The sequence below is a fragment of the Yersinia vastinensis genome (assembly GCF_044905075.1).
Classification (GTDB): Bacteria; Pseudomonadota; Gammaproteobacteria; order Enterobacterales; family Enterobacteriaceae; genus Yersinia; species Yersinia vastinensis.
The window spans coordinates 4,447,827-4,470,556 of sequence record NZ_CP173260.1; the positions used below are offsets into that span (position 1 = coordinate 4,447,827).

Below are 22,730 nucleotides of genomic sequence, written 5' to 3' on the forward strand. Positions count from 1 at the left end.
GTTATGTTTATGCCTCGCCCACGTTTTATTCGCCCAAATAGGCGCGGATCACATCAGGATTATTACGAATTTCTGCTGGAGTACCATGCGCCAACGGCGTTCCCTGATTCACCACATAAATACGATCAGAAATCCCCATCACCAGTTTCATGTCATGCTCAATGAGCAATACCGACACTTGATGTTGATCGCGTAATTCCATAATCAACTGATTCAGCTCGTCAGTTTCTTTCGGGTTCAGGCCAGCGGCAGGTTCATCAAGCATCAATAACTCAGGGCGCGTCACCATGCAACGAGCGATTTCTAAACGTCGTTGTTGACCGTAGGCCAAATTCCCTGCCTGACGATTGGCCAAATCCAATAACCCTACACGCTCTAACCAAGTTGCAGCACGTTCTAAGGCATCCGCCTCCGCTCGCCGAAAAGCGGGGGTTTTCAGCAGCCCAGCAAAAACACCACTTTTAAGATGCTGATGCTGTGCCACCAGCAGATTCTCCACTACGGTCATTTCGCGAAATAAACGCACGTGCTGAAAAGTACGAATGACCCCCATACGGGCAATGATCTGGCCGGGTAACCCCTCAAGATGGCGATCTCGTAACTTAATGGTGCCACCTGTCGGACGATAGAAACCGGTGAGGCAGTTAAAAATCGTCGTTTTACCCGCTCCATTAGGGCCAATCAGGGAGACAATCTCGCCCTGATTGAGGGTCAAACCGACGTTATTCACCGCCAGCAATCCGCCAAAACGCATTGACAGCCCTTCAACCGCTAACAAAGGTTGCGTACTCATGCTTGCTCCCCCTGCTTAGCTTTGATATCTGCCACTTTCAGCTTCAATTGTGGCCGCTTCATTGGCAACAGCCCTTGTGGACGCCAAATCATCATCAATACCATCAATGCACCCAACAGCAACATACTGTAAGCATTGAGATCCCGCATTAATTCACGCGAAACCACCAGCAGTACAGCAGCCAAAATAACCGCAAACTGCGACCCCATTCCGCCTAATACCACAATCGCCAGCACGAAAGCCGATTCAACAAAGGTAAAAGACTCAGGGCTGACAAACCCTTGTCGAGCAGCAAACAACGTACCCGCAAAACCAGCAAAAGCGGCACTGATAGTAAACGCAGTCAGCTTGATTTTAGTAGGGCTAAGACCCAATGAACGACAGGCTATTTCATCTTCGCGCAATGCTTCCCATGCCCGTCCCAGCGGCATACGCAATAATCGGTTAATCACAAATAGAGTCAGGATCACCAATAACAGCGCCACCATATACAGGAAAATGATGCGATCGCTTGGGTCATAATCTAGGCCAAAGAAATTGTGGAAGGTATCCCAACCACCATCTTTCGCTGTGCGACTGAATTCCAAACCAAACAGTGTAGGTTTAGGAATTTGGCTGATACCATTCGGCCCACCGGTAATTTCGGTATTGTTGAGCAGTAAAATTCGCACAATCTCGCCAAAACCCAATGTCACGATCGCCAAATAATCTCCGCGCAGTCGTAAAACCGGAAAACCCAGAAGGAAACCCGACAGCGCTGCAACAATGCCCGCTAGCGGTAAACTCTCCCAAAAACCTAAGCCGTAATAGTGATTCAGCAGAGCATAGGTATAGGCGCCAATGGCATAAAACCCGCCATAACCCAGTACCAGCAGGCCCGATAACCCAACCACAACGTTCAAGCCCAAGCCCAACATGACGTAAATCAGTGTCAGTGTCGCGATATCTACTGAGCCACGAGAAACCAGAAATGGCCAGGCGATTGCAGCAATAATAATGGCTGCGGCCAGTAACTTCTGCCGTGGGGTCGTCCCATCAAAGCTGGGTAATACCCAAGCCGGACCAGAGACTCTTTTAATGCCTTGCTGTATAAATGGGCGTACCAACTGGAAGAAAAAGACCACGATGCACGCTGCGCCAATCCACAACCAGCGCACTTCTGAGGCCCCTTGCACGATGAGTTTGGTGCCGTCTAACTGCAACTGCAATCCCATCACAAACGAGGCGAGGACCAGCAGAACACAGCTGGAGATAATGGCATTAAGGAAGTTGAGTTGTTTCATACTTTTTCAACCTCCGGACGGCCTAAGATCCCAGTTGGCATCACCAGCAGCACAACAATCAACAGCGCGAATGAGACGGCGTCTTTATATTCAGTGCTTAGATAAGCTGACGTTAATGCTTCGGCTACGCCCAGAATCAAGCCACCGATCATCGCCCCCGGAATACTGCCAATACCGCCTAAGACTGCTGCGGTAAAGGCTTTCATACCGGCCATAAAACCGATGTATGGGTTAATCACTCCATAAAACTGCCCCAGCAAGACCCCTGCGACGGCAGCCATCAGAGCACCGATAACGAAAGTCAGTGAGATAACCCGGTCAGTATTAATGCCCAGTAAACTGGCCATTTTTAAATCTTCAGCACAGGCGCGGCATGCTCGCCCCATGCGGGAATAGCGGATAAATAGCGTTAGCGCCAACATGGCCAGGAAAGTCACTATCCAAATAGTCAACTGCATGGTGCTGATGGTTGCAGCAAAGCCATTGACCTCGGCCAACGTCCACTGCCCCGTCACTAAACTGGGCAGTGCCAGATCGCGTGAACCTTGGGTCAAACTGACATAGTTTTGCAGGAAGATTGACATCCCGATCGCGGAGATCAATGCGATCAAACGCTTGGAACTGCGAACAGGTTTATAGGCGACCCGCTCAATACTCCAACCATAAGCACTGGCGATCACAATCGAGATGAGAAAAGCGGAGCCGATCAATAACCAACTGGCATCGATCCCCATCATCATCAATGCGGCGATGACAATAAACGAGACGTAGCTGCTTATCATATAGACTTCGCCGTGAGCGAAGTTGATCATGCCGATAATGCCGTACACCATGGTATAGCCGATGGCGATCAGCGCATAAGTGCTGCCCAACGTAACGCCGTTGAACATCTGCTGCAGAAAATAAAGAAACTGCTCTGACATACCCTAACCCTTTGATTCACTTGCCTGGCTGCCCTAGCCAACCGCGCCAAATCTACTGTGTGCAGAGAGGAAAAATCCCCCCGGAACGTGGGGGGATGCAGTTGGTAAAAGGGGCCGGATTGCTGCAAGAGCAACCCTACAACTTGATGATTCTAATATTATTGTTATTTGACTGCGGTAGAGGAGCCATCCGCATGCCATTCAAAAATACCGAATTCAAACCCTTTCAAATCACCCTTTTCATCCCAGTTCAATGGCCCCATCACTGTTTCTACCGGTTTACCGGTTTTCAGATCTTTGACCAAATCAGCCGGTTCCTGGCTGCCACTACGTTCCATCGCGGTAGTCAACGATTGCAACGCGGCATAAGTCGTCCAAACGAATGGGCCAGTCGGATCGAGTTTCTTCGCTTTCAGTGCATCAACGATAGGTTGGTTAGCAGGAACCTGATCATAGCGTTTTGGTAATGTCACCAGCATGCCTTCAGAAGCATCACCAGCGATGTTAGACAGTGAAGAGTTACCAACACCCTCTGGGCCCATGAAGCGGGCAGTCAGACCTGCTTGTTTAGCCTGACGCAGAATTTGGCCCATCTCTGGGTAGTAACCGCCAAAATAAACAAAATCGACGTTCTCTTTCTTCAAACGAGCAACCAGAGTCGAGAAATCTTTATCACCCGCAGTCACACCTTCAAACAACACGGCTTCTGTGCCTTGTTTTTTCAGGCTGTCACGCACGGAACGCGCCAAACCTTCACCGTATTGCTGCTTATCATGTACCACGGCAATACGTTTAGGTTTGATGGTCTCAAGAATATATTTCGCAGCGGTTGGGCCTTGGTCAGAATCCAGACCGGTGGTGCGCATAATCATTTTATAGCCACGAGTAGTCAAATCAGCATTGGTCGCAGCCGGAGTGATCATAATCACGCCTTCATCTTCATAAATATCTGAAGCTGGCTGAGTTGAAGAAGAGCACAGGTGGCCGATAACATAACGAATGCCATCGTTAATGACTTTGTTAGCGACAGCAACGGCTTGTTTAGGGTCGCAGGCATCATCGTATTCCACGCCGACCAGCATATCGCCTTTAATTCCGCCTTTGGCATTGATATCAGCAATAGCCTGGCGTGCACCGGTAAATTCCATGTCACCATATTGAGCAACTGGACCAGACATCGCACCCACAATGGCAACTTTAATGTCTTTCGCCAGCACGGAATGGCTCATCGCCATTGCGATACACCCAGCCAGCAACACTTTACCTTTTGTTAATTTCATCCGCGAATTCCCCATCTGTCATTGTGAACATGCTTGTTGTGTTGTGTGTTGGTCTTAACGTTTTTTATTGTGCCGTAACGTTTTTTTCATAAGTAATAATGATTTAGTCTCAAAAGACATGCTTTTTTCTAATAAGACTTTATTTTTCATGTCATTAAACAGGAGTTTTATGCTGTAAATCAACTGAGACAAGCAGAAACAAGCGGTGTAAACAGCAGAAAATTAGGATTAAATTGAATGGGTTTTGCACAAATGCTAGTGAGTTGTGCTGGATATGTGATCATTTACTCTGTTAAAACTCGGAAAATGCAGTATCGAAAAAACATTTTCCCCCGTGAACGTACAGAAAAACTTACACAACTCTCTGACTTGTGATCTAGTACAATAAACCATAGCCCCATAACCCTTACTTCCTTGTGGTCTAACGACGATGAAACTGACTATTGAACGATTAACAACCCTTACTCATCAGGACCTTATCGATTTAGCTAAAATTTGGCCTGAGCAGCAACCCACCGTCTGGCAGCAATGGATTAATGACGATAAACCGCTCTTTGCCGCACGTTTTAATGAGCGTCTGTTAGGTGCAGTTAAAGTCATGATAAAAGATGAACAAGCCGAGCTTGAGGATTTATGTATCAGGGAGGTGACGCGTCGCCGTGGAGTGGGGTTATATCTGATTGAAGAAACAGTGCGCCAGCTATCTGGCGTTAGACATTGGCACCTGCGTGATGAGCAAGTCACTGCTGTAAATCGAATCGTAATGGATAGTTTTATGCATGCCTGTGGCTTTACTCGCACTACACAAGGTTGGCAGCGATAGTAATGGCGGTTTTACTGAGTTAGTGCTCTGTCACCGGCGCCAAAAAAGCAAAAGGGCGATATTAAAATCGCCCTTTTGTCGTATGACTGCATCGATGTTGCCGTATTAGGCTTCAATCGCCATACGTAATTTCTTCATTGCGTTCTTTTCAAGCTGACGAACACGTTCAGCAGAGACACCGTACTGATCAGCAAGCTCCTGCAACGTAGACTTGTTGTCATCGTCTAGCCAACGGGCACGGATAATGTGCTGGCTACGTTCGTCCAACCCTTCCAACGCATAAGACAGTTTATCTGCCGCGTGGTTGTCCCAATTATCCTCTTCGATGCCATCAGCAAAGTCAGAGGTTTTGTCCTGCAAATACAGAACTGGGGCCATAGATTGACCATCACGAGCTTCATCATCTGGAGAAGGATCAAAAGTCATATCCTGAGCGGACATGCGTGATTCCATCTCGCGTACATCTTTGCTGGTCACACCCAGTTCTTTGGCAACCAACTCAACTTCATCCTGATTAAACCAGCCCAAACGCTGCTTGGTTTTACGCAGATTGAAGAACAATTTACGCTGAGCTTTTGTGGTCGCGACTTTCACAATCCGCCAGTTGCGCAGAACATACTCATGAATTTCTGCTTTGATCCAGTGTACTGCGAAAGACACCAGACGCACCCCAACCTCAGGGTTAAAACGACGAACTGCTTTCATCAAGCCAATATTACCTTCCTGAATAAGGTCAGCCTGTGGCAAACCATACCCAGAATAGTTGCGGGCAACATGAGCGACAAAGCGCAGGTGAGACAGGATAAGCTGTTTAGCCGCTCCCAGATCGCCCTGGTAATGCAGCCGTTCAGCCAGCTCCCGCTCTTCCTCTGCAGTCAGCATCGGATAGGCATTGGCAGCCCGAATATAGGCTTCCAAACTACCTTGGGGTACTAAGGCTAAAGTTTGCATTTCTTTGGTCATTCAAAACCCTCTCATTGCATGTTTAGTGCAGATTCATCTCAGCGCAAATATTTTAGCATCTGTTTAAACAGATTCAAGCGCTGGGCACCTTATCATTTCACTGTGTTCTTCGACTGGTTATTGCCAAAAAAGTTCAAACTGGATCACAGTTTCTAGCTGTTGATCGGGGTAGATAACCGACTGTGGCTATCAGGGAGAGCCAATAGAATAGACAGGTAAATAACCGCTCTTTCCCTGTCTTAAACTGAACACTACAGGGAAAGAGTATAACAAACATTTTTTATTGCGGTGTAAATCGGCGTAAATGTTGCACCGTCGCCAGCCAAGCGGCAATCCAGCCAATCATAGCCGAGATCAATACCAACAATAGGGACTCATCCCAACTTAAACCATGGAGTGTAAAGCTGGTGCCGAACACCGTCGCTACCTGCGTAACAACTGAACCTAGCTTCCATACCAGTGCTTCAGATAGGATTAGCGATAGCACCGCCCCGCCAAAACCCAGCATTGCCCCTCCATTCAAGAACGGCCGTAGGATAAAACCATCGGTTGCACCAATCAGTTTCATCACATTGATAGTGTCGCGGCGGCTAAAGATACTCAAACGTACGCTGTTACCAATCACCAGGAACACCGCGACCACCATCAAAACACCAATCATCGCCGCAACTTGCCCGACTAGCCCAGTGAGTGCTGCCAAACGAGCAAACCAGCTGTCATCCATACGAACTTCAGCCACTCCTTCAACTTTACTGACTCGGTCACGTAGAGTATCGAGCGAACCTGAGCTTTGAAAATCCAACTTAGGCGTGATGATAGCGACAGCTGGTAGTGGATTTTCTTCCAGCATATCCAGCGCACCACCAAAACCAGACCAATTACGGAACTCACCCATCGCCTCTTCCCGCGACAGATAGTTAACCTTCTCTACACCGGCTTGCGCTTTCAGCGTGGTCACGACATTTTCTGCCGCATTATCATCCAGAGCTTTATCCAAATAAACAGTCAGTTGCGGAGTTGGATACCATTGATCCGCCGCCTGACTGACGTTTTTCCAGACGATATAACACACACTTGGTAGTGTTAGGGAGATGGCGATAACCATCACCGTTAACAGCGTTGCCAGTGGTTGGCGCATCATATCGGCAATAGCATTAACCCATGAATAACGCCACTGCTCACGCCAGCCACCTTTCAGCGCCTTGGTTTTTGCTTTCTGTGCGTTATTCACCATGATGCGCTCCTAACATCCGCCCCTGACTCAGGGTCAGGATTGGGTAGCGCCGCCGGGCAATCAACGACGTATCGTGGGTTGCCATGAGGACGGTAACCCCCACACGATTAAACTCTTCAAACAGGCGCAAAATACCTTCGGATAAGGCATCGTCCAAGTTACCCGTTGGTTCATCAGCCAATAACACCGCAGGCTTGTTCACTACTGCTCGGGCAATACCAACACGCTGTTGTTCACCGCCGGAGAGTTGAATAGGGAAACTTTTCGCCTTATCCAATAGCCCCACTTTATCCAGTGCGGCAGAAACTCTGCGACGAATATCTTCGGTACTGGCACCAGCGATAATCAATGGCATAGCAACATTGTCATACACCGTTCTGTCCAGCAGCAGATGGTGATCTTGGAAGATCATCCCGATCTGACGGCGCAAGAATGGCACTTCGCGGTTTTTCAAGCGGCTGATATCGTGACCACCAAACCAGATATGGCCAGCGCTTGGTCGCTCGATACCACAAATCAGCTTCAGCAAGGTACTTTTCCCTGCACCAGAATGGCCGGTCAGAAACGCCATTTCCGCCGGGCGCAGATGAAAATCTACACCTTGCAGCGCCTGTCGTCCGCCCAGATAAGCTTTACTGACCTGTTCAAAGCGAATCATCCGTATTAATCCTCTCGGGCAAAAAGAGCCTCAATAAAATCGTCAGCCTTAAATGGCCGTAAATCTTCTATACCTTCCCCAACACCGATATAACGGATTGGGATACCAAATTGATCTGCAATGGCAAAAATAACTCCGCCCTTGGCAGTTCCATCAAGTTTAGTCAGAGTAATCCCCGTTAGCCCTACGGCCTCATTAAACAGTTTTGCCTGACTAACCGCATTTTGTCCGGTACTGGCATCCAACGTCAGCATAACCTCATGTGGGGCATCACCGTCCAGCTTTTTCATTACTCGGACAATCTTCTTCAGCTCTTCCATCAAGTGGGCTTTATTCTGCAAACGCCCCGCGGTATCTGCCAATAGCACATCAATACCCCGAGCTTTAGCTGCCTGAATCGCATCGAAAATGACTGAAGCGGAATCTGCACCAGTATGCTGTGCCACAACGGCAATCTTGTTGCGGTCGCCCCAAACTTGCAGTTGTTCTACTGCAGCCGCACGGAAAGTATCTCCTGCAGCCAGCATGACGGATTTACCTTCAGCCTGAAATTGACGTGCCAACTTACCGATGGTGGTGGTTTTCCCAACACCATTAACGCCAACCATTAAGATGACATAAGGATTTTTACCACTGACATCCAATGGTTTGTCTACTTTAGACAGAATTTCAGACATTTCCTCCTTGAGTTTGCCATACAACGCTTCCGCATCTTTTAGTTGTTTACGGCTGGCATGTTCTGTCAGAGAGGTAATAATCTTGCGAGTTGTTTCGACGCCAACGTCGGCGATCAGGAGTTGTTCTTCCAGCTCATCAAACAGATCGTCGTCGATTTTTTTACCACGGAATAGCCCCATAAAACCGGAGCCAAGATTCTGCTTGGTTTTGATTAAGCTGCGTTTTAACCGTGCAAAAAAACCTTCTTTGGTTGGTCGTTCTTGTTCTTGAGCCGCTATTGGTTCAATTTCTTCGTCAGTTTTATCGTCATCAACATCGACAATATCAAGATCTTCAATAACCTCAGTTAGAGGTTCTTCCACAACCGGCTGCGGTGCTGGGGTATCAATAGCCGTATTGTCTGGTGTCAACGGTAATTCTGGTGCACTAACCGTACCGTCATCCCATGCAGCAATACTCTTATCATCGCGCTGTTGCGGCGAAGGAGGCTGCGAGAAATGATGCTGTAAATACTGAGGATCTTCCGCGGAGTCTGCCGGTTTTTCACTGACGACTGGCTCTTCGATTGTGACAGGCTCTTCAACTGATTGTGCCGCAATTTCTGCCGCCACTTCGGGTAGAATTTCAGCGGCAGCTTCATTAATCGCGGCACCGTCCCATTCACCAGGGGTGAGTGTGGCGTGCTCTGCTACAGATTCGGTTTCCGCACTTTCGGGGGTTACCTCAGCAGGTTTCTCGCTGATCGCATGCTCTACGGCAACGTGCTCTGCGGTATCTTCTTTCTCAGTAGCCAATGGCTCTGCTGTATTTTCTTCGTTCTGCCGGCCAAGACCCAGCCAGGAAAAAAATCCACGTTTTTTATCTTTTGCCATTTTTGGACTCTAAATTACTTTGGGTTTGCATAAATAAGATAATAGTTCGCAAGTCTATCACTTTCCCCTGAACAGCAACACGCGCACGATGCTGCTTTCTATTGTGAATTCAATCAACAAAGGTTTAACGTTTCCCCCACACTGCACACACAGGTAGAATAGGAACCTACTTTTTTATTCAGTGCTGCAATATTGGCCAACTTTCAAACAAAGCGATTTATGGCAAAGCGACCTACAGCAAAAGCAAAACAAGCCTCATCACAGTCAGCAGGGCAAATTCGGATCATTGGCGGTAAATGGCGAGGGCGTAAATTACCTGTGCCTGATAGCCCTGGCCTGCGCCCGACCACTGACCGAGTTCGAGAAACACTGTTCAACTGGCTTGCTCCTATGATTCAAGGTGCCCGATGCCTAGACTGTTTTGCGGGTAGCGGTGCATTAGGGCTGGAAGCGCTGTCGCGCTACGCAGGTGAAGCCATATTGCTGGAAGCTGATCGGCATGTCGCTAAACAACTGAGCAGTAACCTGACACTATTAAGTGCCGAAAACGGGCAAGTCGTGAATACTAATTCGTTGCAATGGTTGGCCCAACCAGGGCAGCCTTTCGATTTGGTTTTCCTTGACCCCCCTTTTCGTCAAGGTTTATTGGCCGAAACCATCAATTTATTGGAGCAGTTTAACTGGCTGACAGCTGACGCCTGGATTTATGTTGAAGCTGAGGCTGAAAGTGCCGCCGCAGATGTTCCCGCCAGTTGGCAGTTACACCGCGAGAAAATTGCCGGCCAAGTTGCTTATCGTCTCTATATTCGTCATAAGCAAACTCATCAAGACATAGAACCCGTTGAAGGGCAGGAGTAACACCATGTGGATAAATCTCGGCCGATTACTGATGCTAGGAGTCTGGTTTTTCCTGCTCTTAAACCTATTTCAGCCGTTCCCAACACCGTTAAAATATTTTATTAATGTTGCGTTGATATTCATGGTGTTAATGCATGGATTGCAATTGGTGTTGCTCAAATCTACCCAACCGAAAGACCAGCCAATCAGTAGCTTACAACAAGTGAAAATTTTTGTGTTCGGGGTTTTTGAGTTACTGGCCTGGCAAAAGAAGCAGCCACCGGTTCCTAAAAAATAATGTTCTCTATCCGTCATCTTTCAAGCCATAGGTATGTTGACTACTTTCCCCCAGTTACTGATTCGTAGTGGCTGGGTTTGGCGTGAAGTCGATATAGCGGGTCCCCTGTAAACGTAACGTTCCTTGAGCACCTTGCTCAATACGATTATATTCCTGCCGTGAAACTATCATCTTGATTTCACTATTATTTTTTACAACCACATTACTGAAAAGTGGTCGAAAATACACTTCATAACGCTTGTCTTCAGCAACAATTTCTTCACGTTGACGTGAACGACGATTGGGTGCCAGAACTTCGCGTTTATCAATAACTTCAACTTGCAAACTGCGCACGGGCGAGCGGTCGTTTTCCGCATCCTGTCGTTTCTTTTGCCAATACTGACGTGTTGCCAGCACGACAATCAGTACGATCACAGCAATAAATAACAACGGGGGTTTATTCATAAAATATTACAAATCTCACTCAGGAGACGTCTCTAAGGTTTATTACCCGGCAGGTAAGGGAAACTCATCACGTTGCTGCCCAGTTCGGAGATTCGTGCACTGCCTTTTTCCGTTACCGCATCAATTCGAATCACAGAATGAAGTGGAATATAGCTACGATTAACACCGGAAAATTCTGTCTTCAATTTTTCTGTTGAAGGGTCAACCAGCAACGTTGATTGGCTATCGAAGACAAAATCAGCAATTTCAATAAACCCAAACAGGGTGCTTGGGATGACCTCACGGACATAGAGCTGATAATTCTTACCGTTATTTATGAATTGAATACGATAAAGCAATTGTTCATTGGCCATGGCGCTCTTGCCTCTATTATCCCTTGATTTAGCAAACGGAAATCGGCGTTAACATAACATGTGGTCCAAACAAGACCAAGACCTCAGCAGGTCGATTCTGCCGCTAACTCTGATTATGCGTACTGTTACGCATTAAGTGCCACAAATCATACAAATCACGTTAGCCCGTCTATCACTCTTTGCTTCCATCCCTTACACTTGATGGAGACATACCCAGAGCAACTGGCATTGCGGATTATCATTACAACACAGGTACTTTCATTGAAACCTGTACAGAAAAAAGGATAAATAATGAGCTGGCCATTCCTTGCCGTATTCTTTTCTGGTTGGTTGTTTGTTGATGCAACTTACCGAGGCCCACGTTGGCAACGTTGGGTATTCAAACCCGTCACTTTATTGCTGTTGCTGTTACTTGCATGGCAAGCACCTATTCTCGGCCCAGCAGGCTATCTGATTGTATTAGGTTTACTGGCAACGTTGGTTGCCGACGCGTTATTACTACTACCCAGTGAGCGCTTACTTTATGCTCTTGGCGCGTTCTTCCTATCGCATTTACTGTATACCATCAGCTTTGCCAGTCAGATGACATTCACCCTGTTCTGGCCACTGCCTTTGGTGTTGATTGTCATTGGCGCACTCTTGTTGGCAACAATCTGGACCAAATTAGAAGAGATGCGTTGGCCTGTTGTGGCTTTCGTCGGAATGACATTACTTATGGTATGGATGGCGGGTGAGCAGTACTTTGCCCGTAGCACGGATCTGAGCTTCTCATTACTGGCAGGCACAGTGCTGTTGTTGATATCACACAGTATTTGGTTGCTGAACCGCTATCGTTTTTCTTTCCGAGCGTCGGCGGCCATCGTCGCGGGGTGCTATTTTGTTGGGCACTTCCTGATTGTTAGGTCACTGTATTTGTAATTAACTCACTGTAATACAATGTGATTTAGCAAAAACGATAAGATAAAACAGAATGACACACAGTTCCATGGAGGGAGCTGAAATCTTTGACGGCCAATACATTGCCGAGCGTTATGTCCCTCCTTCCTGTCAAATCCCACTGTTTAGCAATTATTCTCATTTACCCTCTTGACTCTGGAGTTGACTCTAAGGTGTAGAGTGCAACTATACCGCTTAGAACCCGTATCTCTTTTACATTATGTCCAGGAGGCACCATGCATTCACATTCCGAACATCGACATTCAACCGATACCCACAGCCACTGTGGTTGTGGCCATACGCACGCTAAAAAACAGACAGGTTGCAGTAGCCAACAAGCAACCAATAACAATAATGACAGTACAAACCAAGTTAGTGAGCATTCACATCACGAAGGGGGTTGCTGTAGTCAGAATCATGCCGATGAGGGCGACGATGAAAGCGACATACTTGCGGCAATACCACCTGCTGGAAGCCAGCGTTTTAGCTGGCAGATCAAAGGGATGGATTGCCCTAGTTGCGCCCGTAAAGTTGAAAACGCCGTCAGTAGTCTGATCGGAATTGAAAATGTAAAAGTGTTCTTTGCAACAGAAAAACTGGTCGTCGATGCCAGTACAGATATTCGTCCCCAAGTTCATAATGCCGTAGTGAAAGCCGGATTCAATCTGGTGGATACCCAGTCAGCAGCAACGAATCAAACCACCTCACCAGAATCACCCTTTAGTGAATATTTGCCAATCGCATTATTAACCACGCTGATGCTTATCAGCTGGGGCATTTCGTTATTTAGCACTGAGCTGAGTGAATTTGCTTTTGCCGCAACAACCATTGTTGGGCTAATTCCGATAGTGACTAAAGCTTGGAAGCTCACCCGCTCCGGTACCCCTTTTGCCATCGAAACCTTGATGAGCGTTGCCGCTATCGGGGCAATGTTTATTGGCGCAACAGCCGAAGCCGCCATGGTATTGCTGCTATTTATGATTGGCGAGTTACTTGAATCCTATGCTGCAAACCGCGCTCGCCGTGGCGTCACTGCGTTGATGGCACTGGTTCCAGAAGATGCGCTGTTACTCAAGAATGGTGAGCGCAGGCAGGTTCCTGTCGCCAGTTTACGCCCCGGCGATGTCATTGAAGTTTCACCCGGTGGCCGCCTACCCGCAGATGCTGAATTAATCACCCCTTTTGCCAGCTTCGATGAAAGTGCCCTCACCGGAGAATCTATTCCCGTTGAGCGCCAGCAAGGTGAGAAAGTCGCGGCAGGGAGCTTATCGATTGACCGTGCTACCGAAATGCGCGTTATCTCAGAGCCGGGTAATAATGCTATCGACCGCATATTACAACTGATTGAATTAGCTGAAGAACGTCGCGCACCGATTGAACGCTTTATTGATAGATTCAGTCGAGTTTATACCCCCGCGATTATGCTTCTTTCCGCGTTGGTGATGTTGGTTCCACCTTTGGTTTTCGCCGAACCTTGGGAAACCTGGATTTACCGTGGCCTGACACTGCTGCTTATTGGTTGCCCGTGCGCATTGGTTATTTCCACACCAGCAGCGATTACCTCGGCATTGGCTGCGGCTACACGGCGTGGCGCGCTGATTAAAGGAGGCGCGGCACTTGAGCAGCTTGGCCGTATTCAGGCCGTCGCTTTTGACAAAACAGGGACTCTGACGGAGGGTAAGCCGAAAGTGACCGATATTCTCCCCGCGCCCAACGTGAGTGAATCTCGCCTGTTAGCACTGGCGGCAGCAGTCGAAGCTGGATCACACCATCCATTAGCTGTCGCAATTATACAATCAGCGCAAAAGAACATGTCCATACTGCCACTGGCTGAAGAGCGCCGTGCGTTAGCGGGGGTGGGAGTTGAAGGGGTAGTTAACGGTCTTGCAGTTCGTGTCAGCGCGCCTGGAAAAATATCACCGACGTTATTGACACCCGAGTGGCAGAACCTACTCGATCAGTTAGAAAGCAGCGGTAAAACCGCCGTCGCAGTGCTGGAAAATGAGAAACTTATTGGTTTATTGGCCCTGCGTGACACGTTACGCCCTGATGCCAAACAAGCCATTGATTCACTCAAAAAGTTAGGTATTCAAGGTGTGATGTTGACCGGTGATAATCCACGAGCAGCAGCTGCAATTGCTGGTGAGCTAGGAATTGATTACCGTGCTGGATTGCTCCCTGCCGATAAAGTACAGGCCGTTATGGCGCTCAATGAGAGCCAACCTACCGTGATGGTCGGCGACGGTATTAATGATGCCCCTGCGATGAAAGCCGCAAGTATTGGTATTGCCATGGGCAGTGGTACGGACGTTGCTTTGGAAACAGCCGATGCCGCATTGACCCATAATCGGCTTACCGGGTTGGCAGAAATTATTCTGCTATCACGGGCAGCTAACGCCAATATTCGCCAAAATATTACTATCGCATTGGGGCTAAAAGGGATTTTTCTGGTCACCACCTTGCTCGGTTTAACCGGTTTGTGGCTGGCGGTGTTAGCTGATTCTGGCGCAACCGCCTTAGTGACCGCCAATGCCCTAAGATTGTTGCGCAGAAGAGAGGTTTGAGAACTCGGGCAAAGCGGCAGACTACCCTGCTTTTGCCCCTTTTTTGACCAGATACCGGTAAGGTGTCTGTACGGTATCTTGCGCTAATAGCTGGTGATCCATAAAGCGGCAAAAACCGGGGATATCGCGGGTCGTGGCGGGATCATCAGCAATAATTAATAGCGTTTGACCGTCTTCCATATTCCGGACGGTTTTACGCACCATCATAACTGGCTCTGGGCAACGTAGCCCCAGTGCATCAAGTGTTTTATCCGGATTGGCAAAAATATCGGTCATTGCAATTCTCTTGTGGGTTAGCAGCAATATAAAAGAGGTTCGATAGTTTACTCTGCTGTTTTCCAGGTGCAAGTTGCGCTAACGTTTGCGTTAAAATTAACCATTGCATTCGTTGCGCAAACGCGTATTATGCCGCCGCGTCGCAGAAATTGCGGCATATTTTGTTTGGGTTCCCTCACCCCAATAACCAAAAAGGTCACATTTATGTTTTCGTTTACTGCCCAACAGCGGATGACCGCTTTGGTATGGCTGTCGCTATTCCATATTGTCATCATTACCTCCAGCAACTATCTGGTGCAATTACCGATCTCTATCTTCGGTTTTCACACCACGTGGGGGGCTTTTACCTTTCCGTTTATCTTCTTAGCCACTGACCTGACTGTGCGGATTTTTGGTGCCCCATTGGCGCGCCGAATTATTTTGTCTGTCATGGTGCCTGCACTGCTTATTTCGTACCTTATTTCAGCCCTGTTTTATCAGGGAAGCTGGCAAGGGTTCCCGGCATTAACCAGTTTTAATTGGGTGGTAGCGCGCATCGCCGTGGCTAGCTTTATGGCCTATGTGCTTGGACAAATTCTTGATGTTCAAGTGTTTAATCGCCTACGCCAGCGCAGTGCTTGGTGGGTTGCCCCTACTGCGGCCATGTTCTTTGGCAATATCAGTGACACGATGGCGTTCTTCTTTATTGCGTTCTATCGCAGTACTGACCCGTTTATGGCTGCAAACTGGGTCGAAATCGCCTTGGTAGATTATAGTTTCAAGCTACTGATCTGCATGCTTTTCTTCCTGCCAGCCTATGGCGTGATGCTCAATGTGTTATTGAAATACTTTGCTAAAAAAACCAGTCAGCAAGCACTAACTCAGATGAGTCCCGCTGAACAATAGATTGCTTTTGGCGTCTGAATAAGGTGCGATAAGACGATTAATCATCAATAAGGGATTCTCATGCATAAAATAACCAAATTTCTCGCCGTCGGCCTGTTGGTTGCAGGATTAAGTGCTTGTGATGGTAGCAGCGATAATAATGTTGGCCAGCCAATCAGCCTGTTAGAGGGTAAAGTCGCGTTTAGCTTACCAGCAGACTTATCAGACCAAAGCGGGAAAATGGGCAATCAAGCCAACAACATGCACGTTTATGCCAATAAAACGGGCGATAAAGCGGTTATCGTGATTTTAGGTGATAACACCAATGAGAGTTTGAATGTCCTGACTGACCGCTTGGCAGAACAGCAGCGCGCCCGTGATGCCAATCTACAAGTCGTGACGAATAAAGAAATCAAAGTTGATGGGCAGCCTTTCCAGCAACTGGACAGCATTATTACCAGTGGCGGCGACAAAGCTTATTCATCTGTCTTGATGGGGAAAGTGGATAATCACTTGATAACAATGCAGATTACGCTGCCTGCGGAGAACCAGCAACAAGCGCAAACTGAAGCAGAGTCCATCATCAGTACCTTAAAACTGAAATAATCTACCTTAATAGCGCGCGGCAAACCGCGCGCTGTCTACATCATCCTTTGAGAGATTGTGCCAGCAACGTCATCGGATGCTCACACTTCTTACTCGTCGACATCTCAATCTGCCACTTACAGGTTTCGCAGTCGGTTATCACCAAATCAACACCACTGTCCTCTATTTGCTGGAATAGCGATGATCCAATCCCTTGAGCTGTTGCGTAGTTCTCTGATTTAAAGCCATAAGTCCCTGCAATCCCGCAGCACTGAGAATCCAAGACCACCAGCTCAATACCGGGGATTCGCTGTAACAATGCCAAGGTATAAGCCGTCCAACCCATTTTTTCCATGTGGCAAGGTGTATGATAGGCAATGCGTAGTGGCTTGTTTTCTTTAGAAAATAAGGGTTTCAGCGGGAGATTCCGCCCTTGGTCTAATAAGCGGTAGATATAGCGAGTTGCCAGTTCTACTCTGTCACGCACCGGAGCAGTATCCACATCCAATAAATGTGGATACTCATCTCTCAAGGTAAAAGTGCAACTTGAGGAGGTGGCAACAACGGGGATATCTCGGTCCACCACTGCATCCGTCAGTGATTCCAGATTCACTCGCGCCTGTTTTTTCGCCTGCTCGATAAACCCATTTGCAATGAGCGGTACACCGCAGCATTTTTCCCGTTTAAGCAATTGAACGCCGATATTCATCGCGTTGAATACACTGACTAAATCCTTGCCTAATTGGGGATGGTTGTAGTTCACAAAGCAGCCATGGAAGAATGCTACCTGCTCGGCATATTGCTGCTGTTTTTCTGCTTGTTTGCGATACCAGCGGCGGAAGGTGCCAAACGAATATTTGGGCAATTCACGCCGATGATCAATTTTCAGTGCTTTATCCAGCAAGGCCCGTACCGGTTTTAAGCCCGTGACCGCATTGACGACCGGGGCAAACGGTGTCGAAAGCGTGCCCATGATGTCAGTGTGGCTAAGGATTGCATCGCGCAGTTTGGGTTTATGACTGCTGTAACTGGCTTTCGCACGCTGAATGATGTCACCGATTTTGACATCTGACGGGCAGGCCACTTCACAACGTTTGCAGTTGGTGCAATATTTCAATGCATCGTCATACAGTGCCGGATCTTTCAGGCGCAGGCGCTCACCGTCAGGGCCAGCCTGTTTTGGTCCCGGATACAGTGGGTTGACCTTCGCCACCGGGCAATACGTAGTGCAGACTGTGCATTTAATGCAACTTTCAAAACTGTTATCCCGCGCCACGTGTTTATCCTGAATGTCTTCGTACTGTGGTAACCCGGTCATAATGTCACCTCCATTGCGCTGACAATTTGCTCTGCAACGAACAAGGCGCTGGTCAAAGAAACCCCGGCGCCACAACCTTGTTGCAGCGGATCATAGCCACCGAGGACTGCGCCAATAACATACAAATTATCCAGCGCGATGCCGCCACGCAGTGCCCGTAGTTGGTTATCCGTGTTCACACCAAACTGTAAATAAGGTTGTGGCGCAAACATATTGCTGTGGGTCCAATCGGCACGGTTTGGTAGCGATAAAATATCCAGATCCAATATGGGCTCATAGACATGCTCGAACGTGGCCACCAGCCCATTACTGAAGAAACTGCCACTGGCCAGCACCATCTGAGCGGCACGCAGTGGAATATCCCCGTGGTTACGGCTATAAAGGCCAGTAATCCGATTGCCCACCATTTCGGCTCGCAACACGGCATCTCCCGGCATGACTATTCCGCCAAGCTGTTGGAAACGATGGCGCAGTGCTTGATGCAGACGCATACCGAGCAATGACGGTGGCAATGTCGGTAGCAGTTGAATGGGTTTGCCCACGGCAGCTCGTAGCGCTTCCAGTGGTGCTGAATCATCCAGACCAATACAGGCAGGCAGCAAAATCATTTCTGCGGCAGATGATAAACGTGCTAATTCATCCGCCAACGGTTGCAGGTTTTCTGACTGATCCAGAACACGAGCAATATTAACTGCACGAAATTCGCTAGGGTTATCCCGCAAGCGGTCCAGCGCAGGTAAATGTAAATAGTCAGGTGTGGCTTCAACACCCTGCTCTTGCAAAGCACTGGCGACCATTTGGGGCTGAAAATCGAGGAAACCCTCAATACCAATCACCGCGACTTTTTGCCACGGCAGTGGGCCTTCCAATGGTGCAACTGGGATATCCGTTGGACTGAGCCAAGTTGGCCGGCAACCACCCAGCGGTGTCAGCCGCAAGTGATTTTTAGCCGCACTACCAACCAGTTTTAAACCACAGCGCTGTAACAGGGATTCTGCTTGTTGCGCTAACTCTCCCACTTGCCCGGTTTGCCCCATCTTGCTGTAGGGATGTTCAGGGGCTATTTCAGCCAACGCCTCCAGTGCAGAGAGAGGTTGGCTCACCGGCCGCCCATCCGGTAATTTTGCTAACAAATCCAAAGAACCGGAGGAGAAATGCAGTGCATTTTGGCCTGCACTGACAATCGCACAATATTTACCTTGCTCAGCCAGACGAATGCCGCAGGCCAGTCCAGCTAATCCACCACCGATGATGATCACATCAAATTTCATCGTGTTTCTCCTGAACATTGGCCGCACACGGGGTATCATCCAGACCACAAAGCCCTTGATAAACCCAATGAGTAAACTCACTTTCCCGTAAAGCATCACCCCACGCTATTGGGCGCACACCTTTCCAGCGCTCGTTAAGGAATTGCACGAGCTGTTCACGGGATTGTTGGGGAGTGGTCACCTTAAAGCGGCTGAGTAAACCTGCCGCCCGGCAAGCACAAAGCTCTCCCTGACAAGTTCCCATGCCAACACGAGTGCGGCGGCGTAAATCCAGTAAGTTGTTGACTGACAGAGATTCAATGGCATAACGCACTTCACCCGCAGTCACAGCTTCACATTCACATACCAGACTGTTATCCAGACGATTTCCGGCCAACAACTGTGTCGCACGGTCACCGTGGCGATACACTGCCGAACCACGGATGCTGGCAGGTAAAGAAATGACTTTGGTCAGTGTCTGTTCTGCGGATTGTTGTGAACCGGGCAATGGCTCTTGGGCCGTGGTACAGGCTGTAGTCACCCCCAGTTTTTCACATACTTTATCGGTGGCCCATTCAGCCATCAGCCGGTAAGTCATCAATTTACCGCCAGTAATGGTAATGAACCCCTCTAGCCCATCACGACTGGCGTGATCCAGTAATACGATGCCGCGGCTAACATTACGGCCTGAAGGGTCATCATCGCTGGCAACTAAAGGTCTAACTCCGGCATACGCGCGCAAAATGCGCGTTTGCGCTAATTGTGGTGAAAGTTTTGACCCTTCACGGATTAAGGTGTCCACCTCTTGCGGGGTGACAATCATGTTATCTATCTGATCATATTCAATATGTGTGGAGGTCGTACCGATCAGTGAAATGGTATCGCCCGGCACCAAAATGTCCGCATCTGCGGGTTTACGGCAACGGTTGATCACCATGTTGTTGATCCGATGACCGAGGATCAACAGTGCGCCTTTGGCAGGAAACATGCGGATCCGTAGATCGGCATATTCTGCAATGTGTTGTCCCCAGATCCCGGCGGCATTCACTACGATCTGTGCATGGATATCATATTGGCATTGGTTTTTATGATCGAAAACGCGCACACCAGTGACTCGATCACCTTGACGCAGTAAACCAATCACTTCGTGATAAGTCAGTACATTGGCACCATGCTCACGGGCATCCAGCATATTGGCAGCGGTTAAGCGGAAAGGATCAACCGTGCCATCTGGCACCCGAACAGCGGCAATCAATGATGGATTGGCGGCAGGTTCCAGACGTAATGCCAACTTTGGATCAATGGCTTGCGCTTCGATTCCCGCATCCTGACAACGAGCAATAAATTGCGTCTGATACTCAAGGGAGTCTTCCGGTAGCGTGATAAACAAGCCATCCGTTTGTTCAATACAATGGCGAGCGATACGTTTAAGAATTCGGTTTTCTTCAATACATTCACGGGCAGATTCGCCATCCGTCACCGCATAGCGCGCCCCACTGTGCAGCAAACCATGATTTCGCCCCGTCGCACCCGTAGCAATGTCATGCCTTTCGAGCAGAGTACAAGCCAAACCACGCCGAGCGCAGTCCCGCGCAATCCCGGCCCCGGTCGCGCCACCACCAATGATGATGACATCCGTTTCTGTGTAAGGAGAACTGTTCGTCATGAAAGACCCCACATTATCAGACAGCCGCCTGGCGGCTAATTATGAGTCTATTGAGCCACAATCTTTATGGTTATTGTTTGATAAGGAACAAAAACGAACGAAAAACGAAAGTGAAGTGGTGTTTAAAAACCATGATTGTGATCAAAGTCACAGGTAATTTATGATTACAGGTTTCAAAATGTTAACCAATCGCTCAAAATTGCCGCCGCTTTCATATAACTGTAACAAATGCGCCATCACTCACAGATAAATACCAAGAATTTATCTAGCATGGCGTTCGTTATGGAACATAAACGACAGTCGCGTTGCTGTTTAGCTACCGACTGCCGTTTAACTACCGGATAGATACCAGGCTATACCGGAGTCAAAAAACAACAAATAGCCATCGGAGGCACTCATGTTGAGTATTTTTAAGCCCGCGCCACATGTGGCACGGCTTCCCGCAGACCAGGTCGACCCCACCTACCGCCGCTTACGCTGGCAAATCTTCATGGGTATCTTCTTCGGTTACGCCGCCTATTATCTGGTGCGTAAAAACTTTACTCTGGCCATGCCGTATTTAATCGAACAAGGGTTCTCTCGTGGGGATCTGGGTTTCGCCCTATCCGGTATTTCTATCGCTTACGGTTTCTCAAAATTCATCATGGGGTCGGTTTCTGACCGCTCCAACCCGCGGGTATTCCTTTCCGCCGGTTTGATTCTCTCCGCAGCAGTGATGCTGTTTATGGGCTTTGTACCTTGGGCAACATCCAGTATCGCTGTGATGTTTGTGCTGCTGTTCTTATGCGGCTGGTTCCAGGGGATGGGGTGGCCGCCATGTGGCCGTACCATGGTGCACTGGTGGTCGAAGAAAGAACGTGGTGGGATTGTTTCTATCTGGAACTGCGCCCATAACGTGGGTGGCGGCTTACCACCACTACTGTTCTTGCTCGGGATGGCTTGGTTTAACGACTGGAAAGCGGCGTTATATATGCCTGCTTTCGCGGCTATTTTGGTCGCACTGATCGTCTTTGGCTTGATGCGTGATACCCCTCAATCCGTAGGTTTACCGCCGATTGAAGAGTACAAAAACGACTATCCAGATGACTACACCAAAGAAGCTGAAGAAGAGCTGACCGCAAAGCAAATCTTCATGCAATATGTTTTCCCTAACAAACTGCTGTGGTATATCGCCATTGCTAACGTTTTCGTTTATTTACTGCGTTACGGCATCCTTGACTGGTCACCGACCTATCTGAAAGAAGTGAAACACTTCGCACTGGATAAATCGTCGTGGGCTTATTTCCTGTATGAATACGCCGGTATTCCAGGGACGCTGCTGTGCGGCTGGATGTCTGACAAAGTGTTTAAAGGCAACCGTGGTGCTACCGGTGTGTTCTTTATGACATTAGTGACTATCGCGACCATTATTTACTGGCTGAACCCTGTCGGTAACCCTGGTATCGATATGGCTTGTATGATCACTATCGGCTTCCTGATTTATGGCCCGGTCATGTTGATTGGTCTACATGCTCTTGAATTAGCGCCGAAAAAAGCGGCAGGTACAGCAGCAGGCTTCACGGGTCTGTTCGGTTATCTGGGCGGTTCGGTCGCGGCCAGTGCCATCGTTGGTTATACCGTTGACTACTTCGGTTGGGACGGTGGCTTTATGGTGATGATTGGCGGCAGCATCTTGGCTGTATTGCTGCTGCTCGTCGTGATGTTTAGCGAGAAAAAACATCACGAAGAGATGGCGAGAAAGCAAAACCAGTAAATTTTCACCCTAAGCTTTAAGTCTCTAACAGGCTGTGTCGTTATCTATGGATGTATAGCGCCACAGCCTTTTTCATACC

The 22,730-nt window shown here is 48.4% G+C and carries 23 protein-coding genes; 9 read left to right on the forward strand and 14 right to left on the reverse strand.

All coding sequences use genetic code 11. The features are described from left to right. Positions 1 to 25: 25 nt before the first annotated feature. From livG to ACIOG0_RS20600, 4 genes are all read right to left on the reverse strand, one after another. Positions 26 to 793 (reverse strand): high-affinity branched-chain amino acid ABC transporter ATP-binding protein LivG, encoded by a 768-nt coding sequence (livG, locus tag ACIOG0_RS20585; RefSeq protein WP_050100994.1) that lies wholly within the window; start codon positions 791 to 793, stop codon positions 26 to 28. Next, positions 790 to 2,076, reverse strand: a complete 1,287-nt coding sequence (locus ACIOG0_RS20590; protein ID WP_050100993.1) for a high-affinity branched-chain amino acid ABC transporter permease LivM — start codon at positions 2,074 to 2,076, stop codon at positions 790 to 792. Before ACIOG0_RS20590 ends, livG begins: the two co-directional genes overlap by 4 nt. Further along, the gene (gene livH / locus ACIOG0_RS20595; RefSeq protein ID WP_050100992.1) at positions 2,073 to 2,999 is read right to left on the reverse strand and encodes a high-affinity branched-chain amino acid ABC transporter permease LivH; all 927 of its coding nucleotides are present in this window, start codon (positions 2,997 to 2,999) and stop codon (positions 2,073 to 2,075) included. The genes ACIOG0_RS20590 and livH overlap by 4 nt, the downstream gene beginning before the upstream one ends. Before the next feature lie 164 nt (positions 3,000 to 3,163). Further along, positions 3,164 to 4,279 (reverse strand): branched-chain amino acid ABC transporter substrate-binding protein, encoded by a 1,116-nt coding sequence (locus ACIOG0_RS20600; protein ID WP_050100991.1) that lies wholly within the window; start codon positions 4,277 to 4,279, stop codon positions 3,164 to 3,166. Between the two features lie 430 nt (positions 4,280 to 4,709). On the opposite strand from ACIOG0_RS20600, the gene panM reads away from it, so the two are divergent. Then, positions 4,710 to 5,102 carry an aspartate 1-decarboxylase autocleavage activator PanM gene (gene panM / locus ACIOG0_RS20605; protein ID WP_050296228.1) on the forward strand — a complete coding sequence of 131 codons (393 nt, stop codon included), beginning with the start codon at positions 4,710 to 4,712 and terminating at the stop codon, positions 5,100 to 5,102. A 105-nt stretch (positions 5,103 to 5,207) separates the two neighbouring features. Here panM and rpoH read toward each other — a convergent pair whose 3' ends face one another. The 4 genes from rpoH to ftsY all read right to left on the reverse strand — a co-directional run bounded on the left by rpoH (position 5,208) and on the right by ftsY (position 9,507). Next, a complete protein-coding gene (gene rpoH / locus ACIOG0_RS20610; RefSeq protein WP_004391342.1) occupies positions 5,208 to 6,065 on the reverse strand; it encodes an RNA polymerase sigma factor RpoH in 858 nt (285 codons plus the stop codon). Between the two features lie 280 nt (positions 6,066 to 6,345). Beyond that, positions 6,346 to 7,299 carry a permease-like cell division protein FtsX gene (gene ftsX / locus ACIOG0_RS20615; RefSeq protein WP_050296229.1) on the reverse strand — a complete coding sequence of 318 codons (954 nt, stop codon included), beginning with the start codon at positions 7,297 to 7,299 and terminating at the stop codon, positions 6,346 to 6,348. Next, positions 7,289 to 7,957 carry a cell division ATP-binding protein FtsE gene (gene ftsE, locus ACIOG0_RS20620; protein ID WP_050100988.1) on the reverse strand — a complete coding sequence of 223 codons (669 nt, stop codon included), beginning with the start codon at positions 7,955 to 7,957 and terminating at the stop codon, positions 7,289 to 7,291. The genes ftsX and ftsE overlap by 11 nt, the downstream gene beginning before the upstream one ends. Positions 7,958 to 7,962: 5 nt before the next feature. Next, entirely contained in the window at positions 7,963 to 9,507 is a 1,545-nt protein-coding gene (ftsY, locus tag ACIOG0_RS20625; protein ID WP_128451653.1) for a signal recognition particle-docking protein FtsY, read from the reverse strand. A gap of 219 nt (positions 9,508 to 9,726) precedes the next feature. On the opposite strand from ftsY, the gene rsmD reads away from it, so the two are divergent. Beyond that, complete coding sequence (gene rsmD / locus ACIOG0_RS20630) at positions 9,727 to 10,365, forward strand: 16S rRNA (guanine(966)-N(2))-methyltransferase (protein WP_050100986.1); 639 nt, start codon at positions 9,727 to 9,729, stop codon at positions 10,363 to 10,365. A gap of 4 nt (positions 10,366 to 10,369) precedes the next feature. Further along, positions 10,370 to 10,642: a DUF1145 family protein gene (locus ACIOG0_RS20635; RefSeq protein ID WP_050100985.1), complete on the forward strand. Its 273-nt coding sequence runs from the start codon at positions 10,370 to 10,372 to the stop codon at positions 10,640 to 10,642. A 54-nt stretch (positions 10,643 to 10,696) separates the two neighbouring features. On the opposite strand, the gene ACIOG0_RS20640 is transcribed toward ACIOG0_RS20635, so the two are convergent. Both ACIOG0_RS20640 and ACIOG0_RS20645 read right to left on the reverse strand, forming a co-directional pair. Continuing rightward, complete coding sequence (locus ACIOG0_RS20640) at positions 10,697 to 11,086, reverse strand: DUF2500 domain-containing protein (protein ID WP_128451654.1); 390 nt, start codon at positions 11,084 to 11,086, stop codon at positions 10,697 to 10,699. A gap of 32 nt (positions 11,087 to 11,118) precedes the next feature. Continuing rightward, entirely contained in the window at positions 11,119 to 11,439 is a 321-nt protein-coding gene (locus ACIOG0_RS20645; RefSeq protein ID WP_050100983.1) for a DUF1820 family protein, read from the reverse strand. Between the two features lie 291 nt (positions 11,440 to 11,730). On the opposite strand from ACIOG0_RS20645, the gene ACIOG0_RS20650 reads away from it, so the two are divergent. Together ACIOG0_RS20650 and ACIOG0_RS20655 are read left to right on the forward strand one after the other, a co-directional pair. Further along, positions 11,731 to 12,357, forward strand: a complete 627-nt coding sequence (locus ACIOG0_RS20650; protein WP_050100982.1) for a lysoplasmalogenase — start codon at positions 11,731 to 11,733, stop codon at positions 12,355 to 12,357. 254 nt (positions 12,358 to 12,611) lie between these two features. Further along, positions 12,612 to 14,939 (forward strand): zinc/cadmium/mercury/lead-transporting ATPase, encoded by a 2,328-nt coding sequence (locus tag ACIOG0_RS20655; protein ID WP_128451655.1) that lies wholly within the window; start codon positions 12,612 to 12,614, stop codon positions 14,937 to 14,939. Positions 14,940 to 14,960: 21 nt separating this feature from the next. Here the strand turns inward: ACIOG0_RS20655 and tusA are convergent, their stop codons facing one another. Continuing rightward, entirely contained in the window at positions 14,961 to 15,215 is a 255-nt protein-coding gene (gene tusA / locus ACIOG0_RS20660) for a sulfurtransferase TusA (RefSeq protein WP_050141124.1), read from the reverse strand. Between the two features lie 204 nt (positions 15,216 to 15,419). Between tusA and ACIOG0_RS20665 the strand changes: the two genes are divergently transcribed. Together ACIOG0_RS20665 and ACIOG0_RS20670 are read left to right on the forward strand one after the other, a co-directional pair. Further along, positions 15,420 to 16,100: a 7-cyano-7-deazaguanine/7-aminomethyl-7-deazaguanine transporter gene (locus tag ACIOG0_RS20665; protein WP_050101036.1), complete on the forward strand. Its 681-nt coding sequence runs from the start codon at positions 15,420 to 15,422 to the stop codon at positions 16,098 to 16,100. A gap of 60 nt (positions 16,101 to 16,160) precedes the next feature. Beyond that, positions 16,161 to 16,685 carry a DcrB family lipoprotein gene (locus ACIOG0_RS20670; RefSeq protein WP_050100979.1) on the forward strand — a complete coding sequence of 175 codons (525 nt, stop codon included), beginning with the start codon at positions 16,161 to 16,163 and terminating at the stop codon, positions 16,683 to 16,685. Positions 16,686 to 16,725: 40 nt separating this feature from the next. Here ACIOG0_RS20670 and glpC read toward each other — a convergent pair whose 3' ends face one another. From glpC to glpA, 3 genes are read right to left on the reverse strand one after another with little or no spacing between them, the layout of a single operon-like run. Further along, positions 16,726 to 17,982: an anaerobic glycerol-3-phosphate dehydrogenase subunit GlpC gene (glpC, locus tag ACIOG0_RS20675; RefSeq protein ID WP_164908390.1), complete on the reverse strand. Its 1,257-nt coding sequence runs from the start codon at positions 17,980 to 17,982 to the stop codon at positions 16,726 to 16,728. After that, entirely contained in the window at positions 17,979 to 19,253 is a 1,275-nt protein-coding gene (glpB, locus tag ACIOG0_RS20680) for a glycerol-3-phosphate dehydrogenase subunit GlpB (RefSeq protein ID WP_050100977.1), read from the reverse strand. Before glpB ends, glpC begins: the two co-directional genes overlap by 4 nt. After that, positions 19,243 to 20,898: an anaerobic glycerol-3-phosphate dehydrogenase subunit A gene (gene glpA, locus ACIOG0_RS20685; RefSeq protein WP_050100976.1), complete on the reverse strand. Its 1,656-nt coding sequence runs from the start codon at positions 20,896 to 20,898 to the stop codon at positions 19,243 to 19,245. The genes glpB and glpA overlap by 11 nt, the downstream gene beginning before the upstream one ends. On the opposite strand from glpA, the gene ACIOG0_RS20690 reads away from it, so the two are divergent. Further along, a complete protein-coding gene (locus ACIOG0_RS20690) occupies positions 20,897 to 21,055 on the forward strand; it encodes a hypothetical protein (RefSeq protein ID WP_164908391.1) in 159 nt (52 codons plus the stop codon). The genes glpA and ACIOG0_RS20690 overlap by 2 nt on opposite strands. Before the next feature lie 240 nt (positions 21,056 to 21,295). Beyond that, the gene (gene glpT / locus ACIOG0_RS20695; protein WP_050100975.1) at positions 21,296 to 22,651 is read left to right on the forward strand and encodes a glycerol-3-phosphate transporter; all 1,356 of its coding nucleotides are present in this window, start codon (positions 21,296 to 21,298) and stop codon (positions 22,649 to 22,651) included. The last annotated feature ends 79 nt before the right edge of the window (positions 22,652 to 22,730 follow it).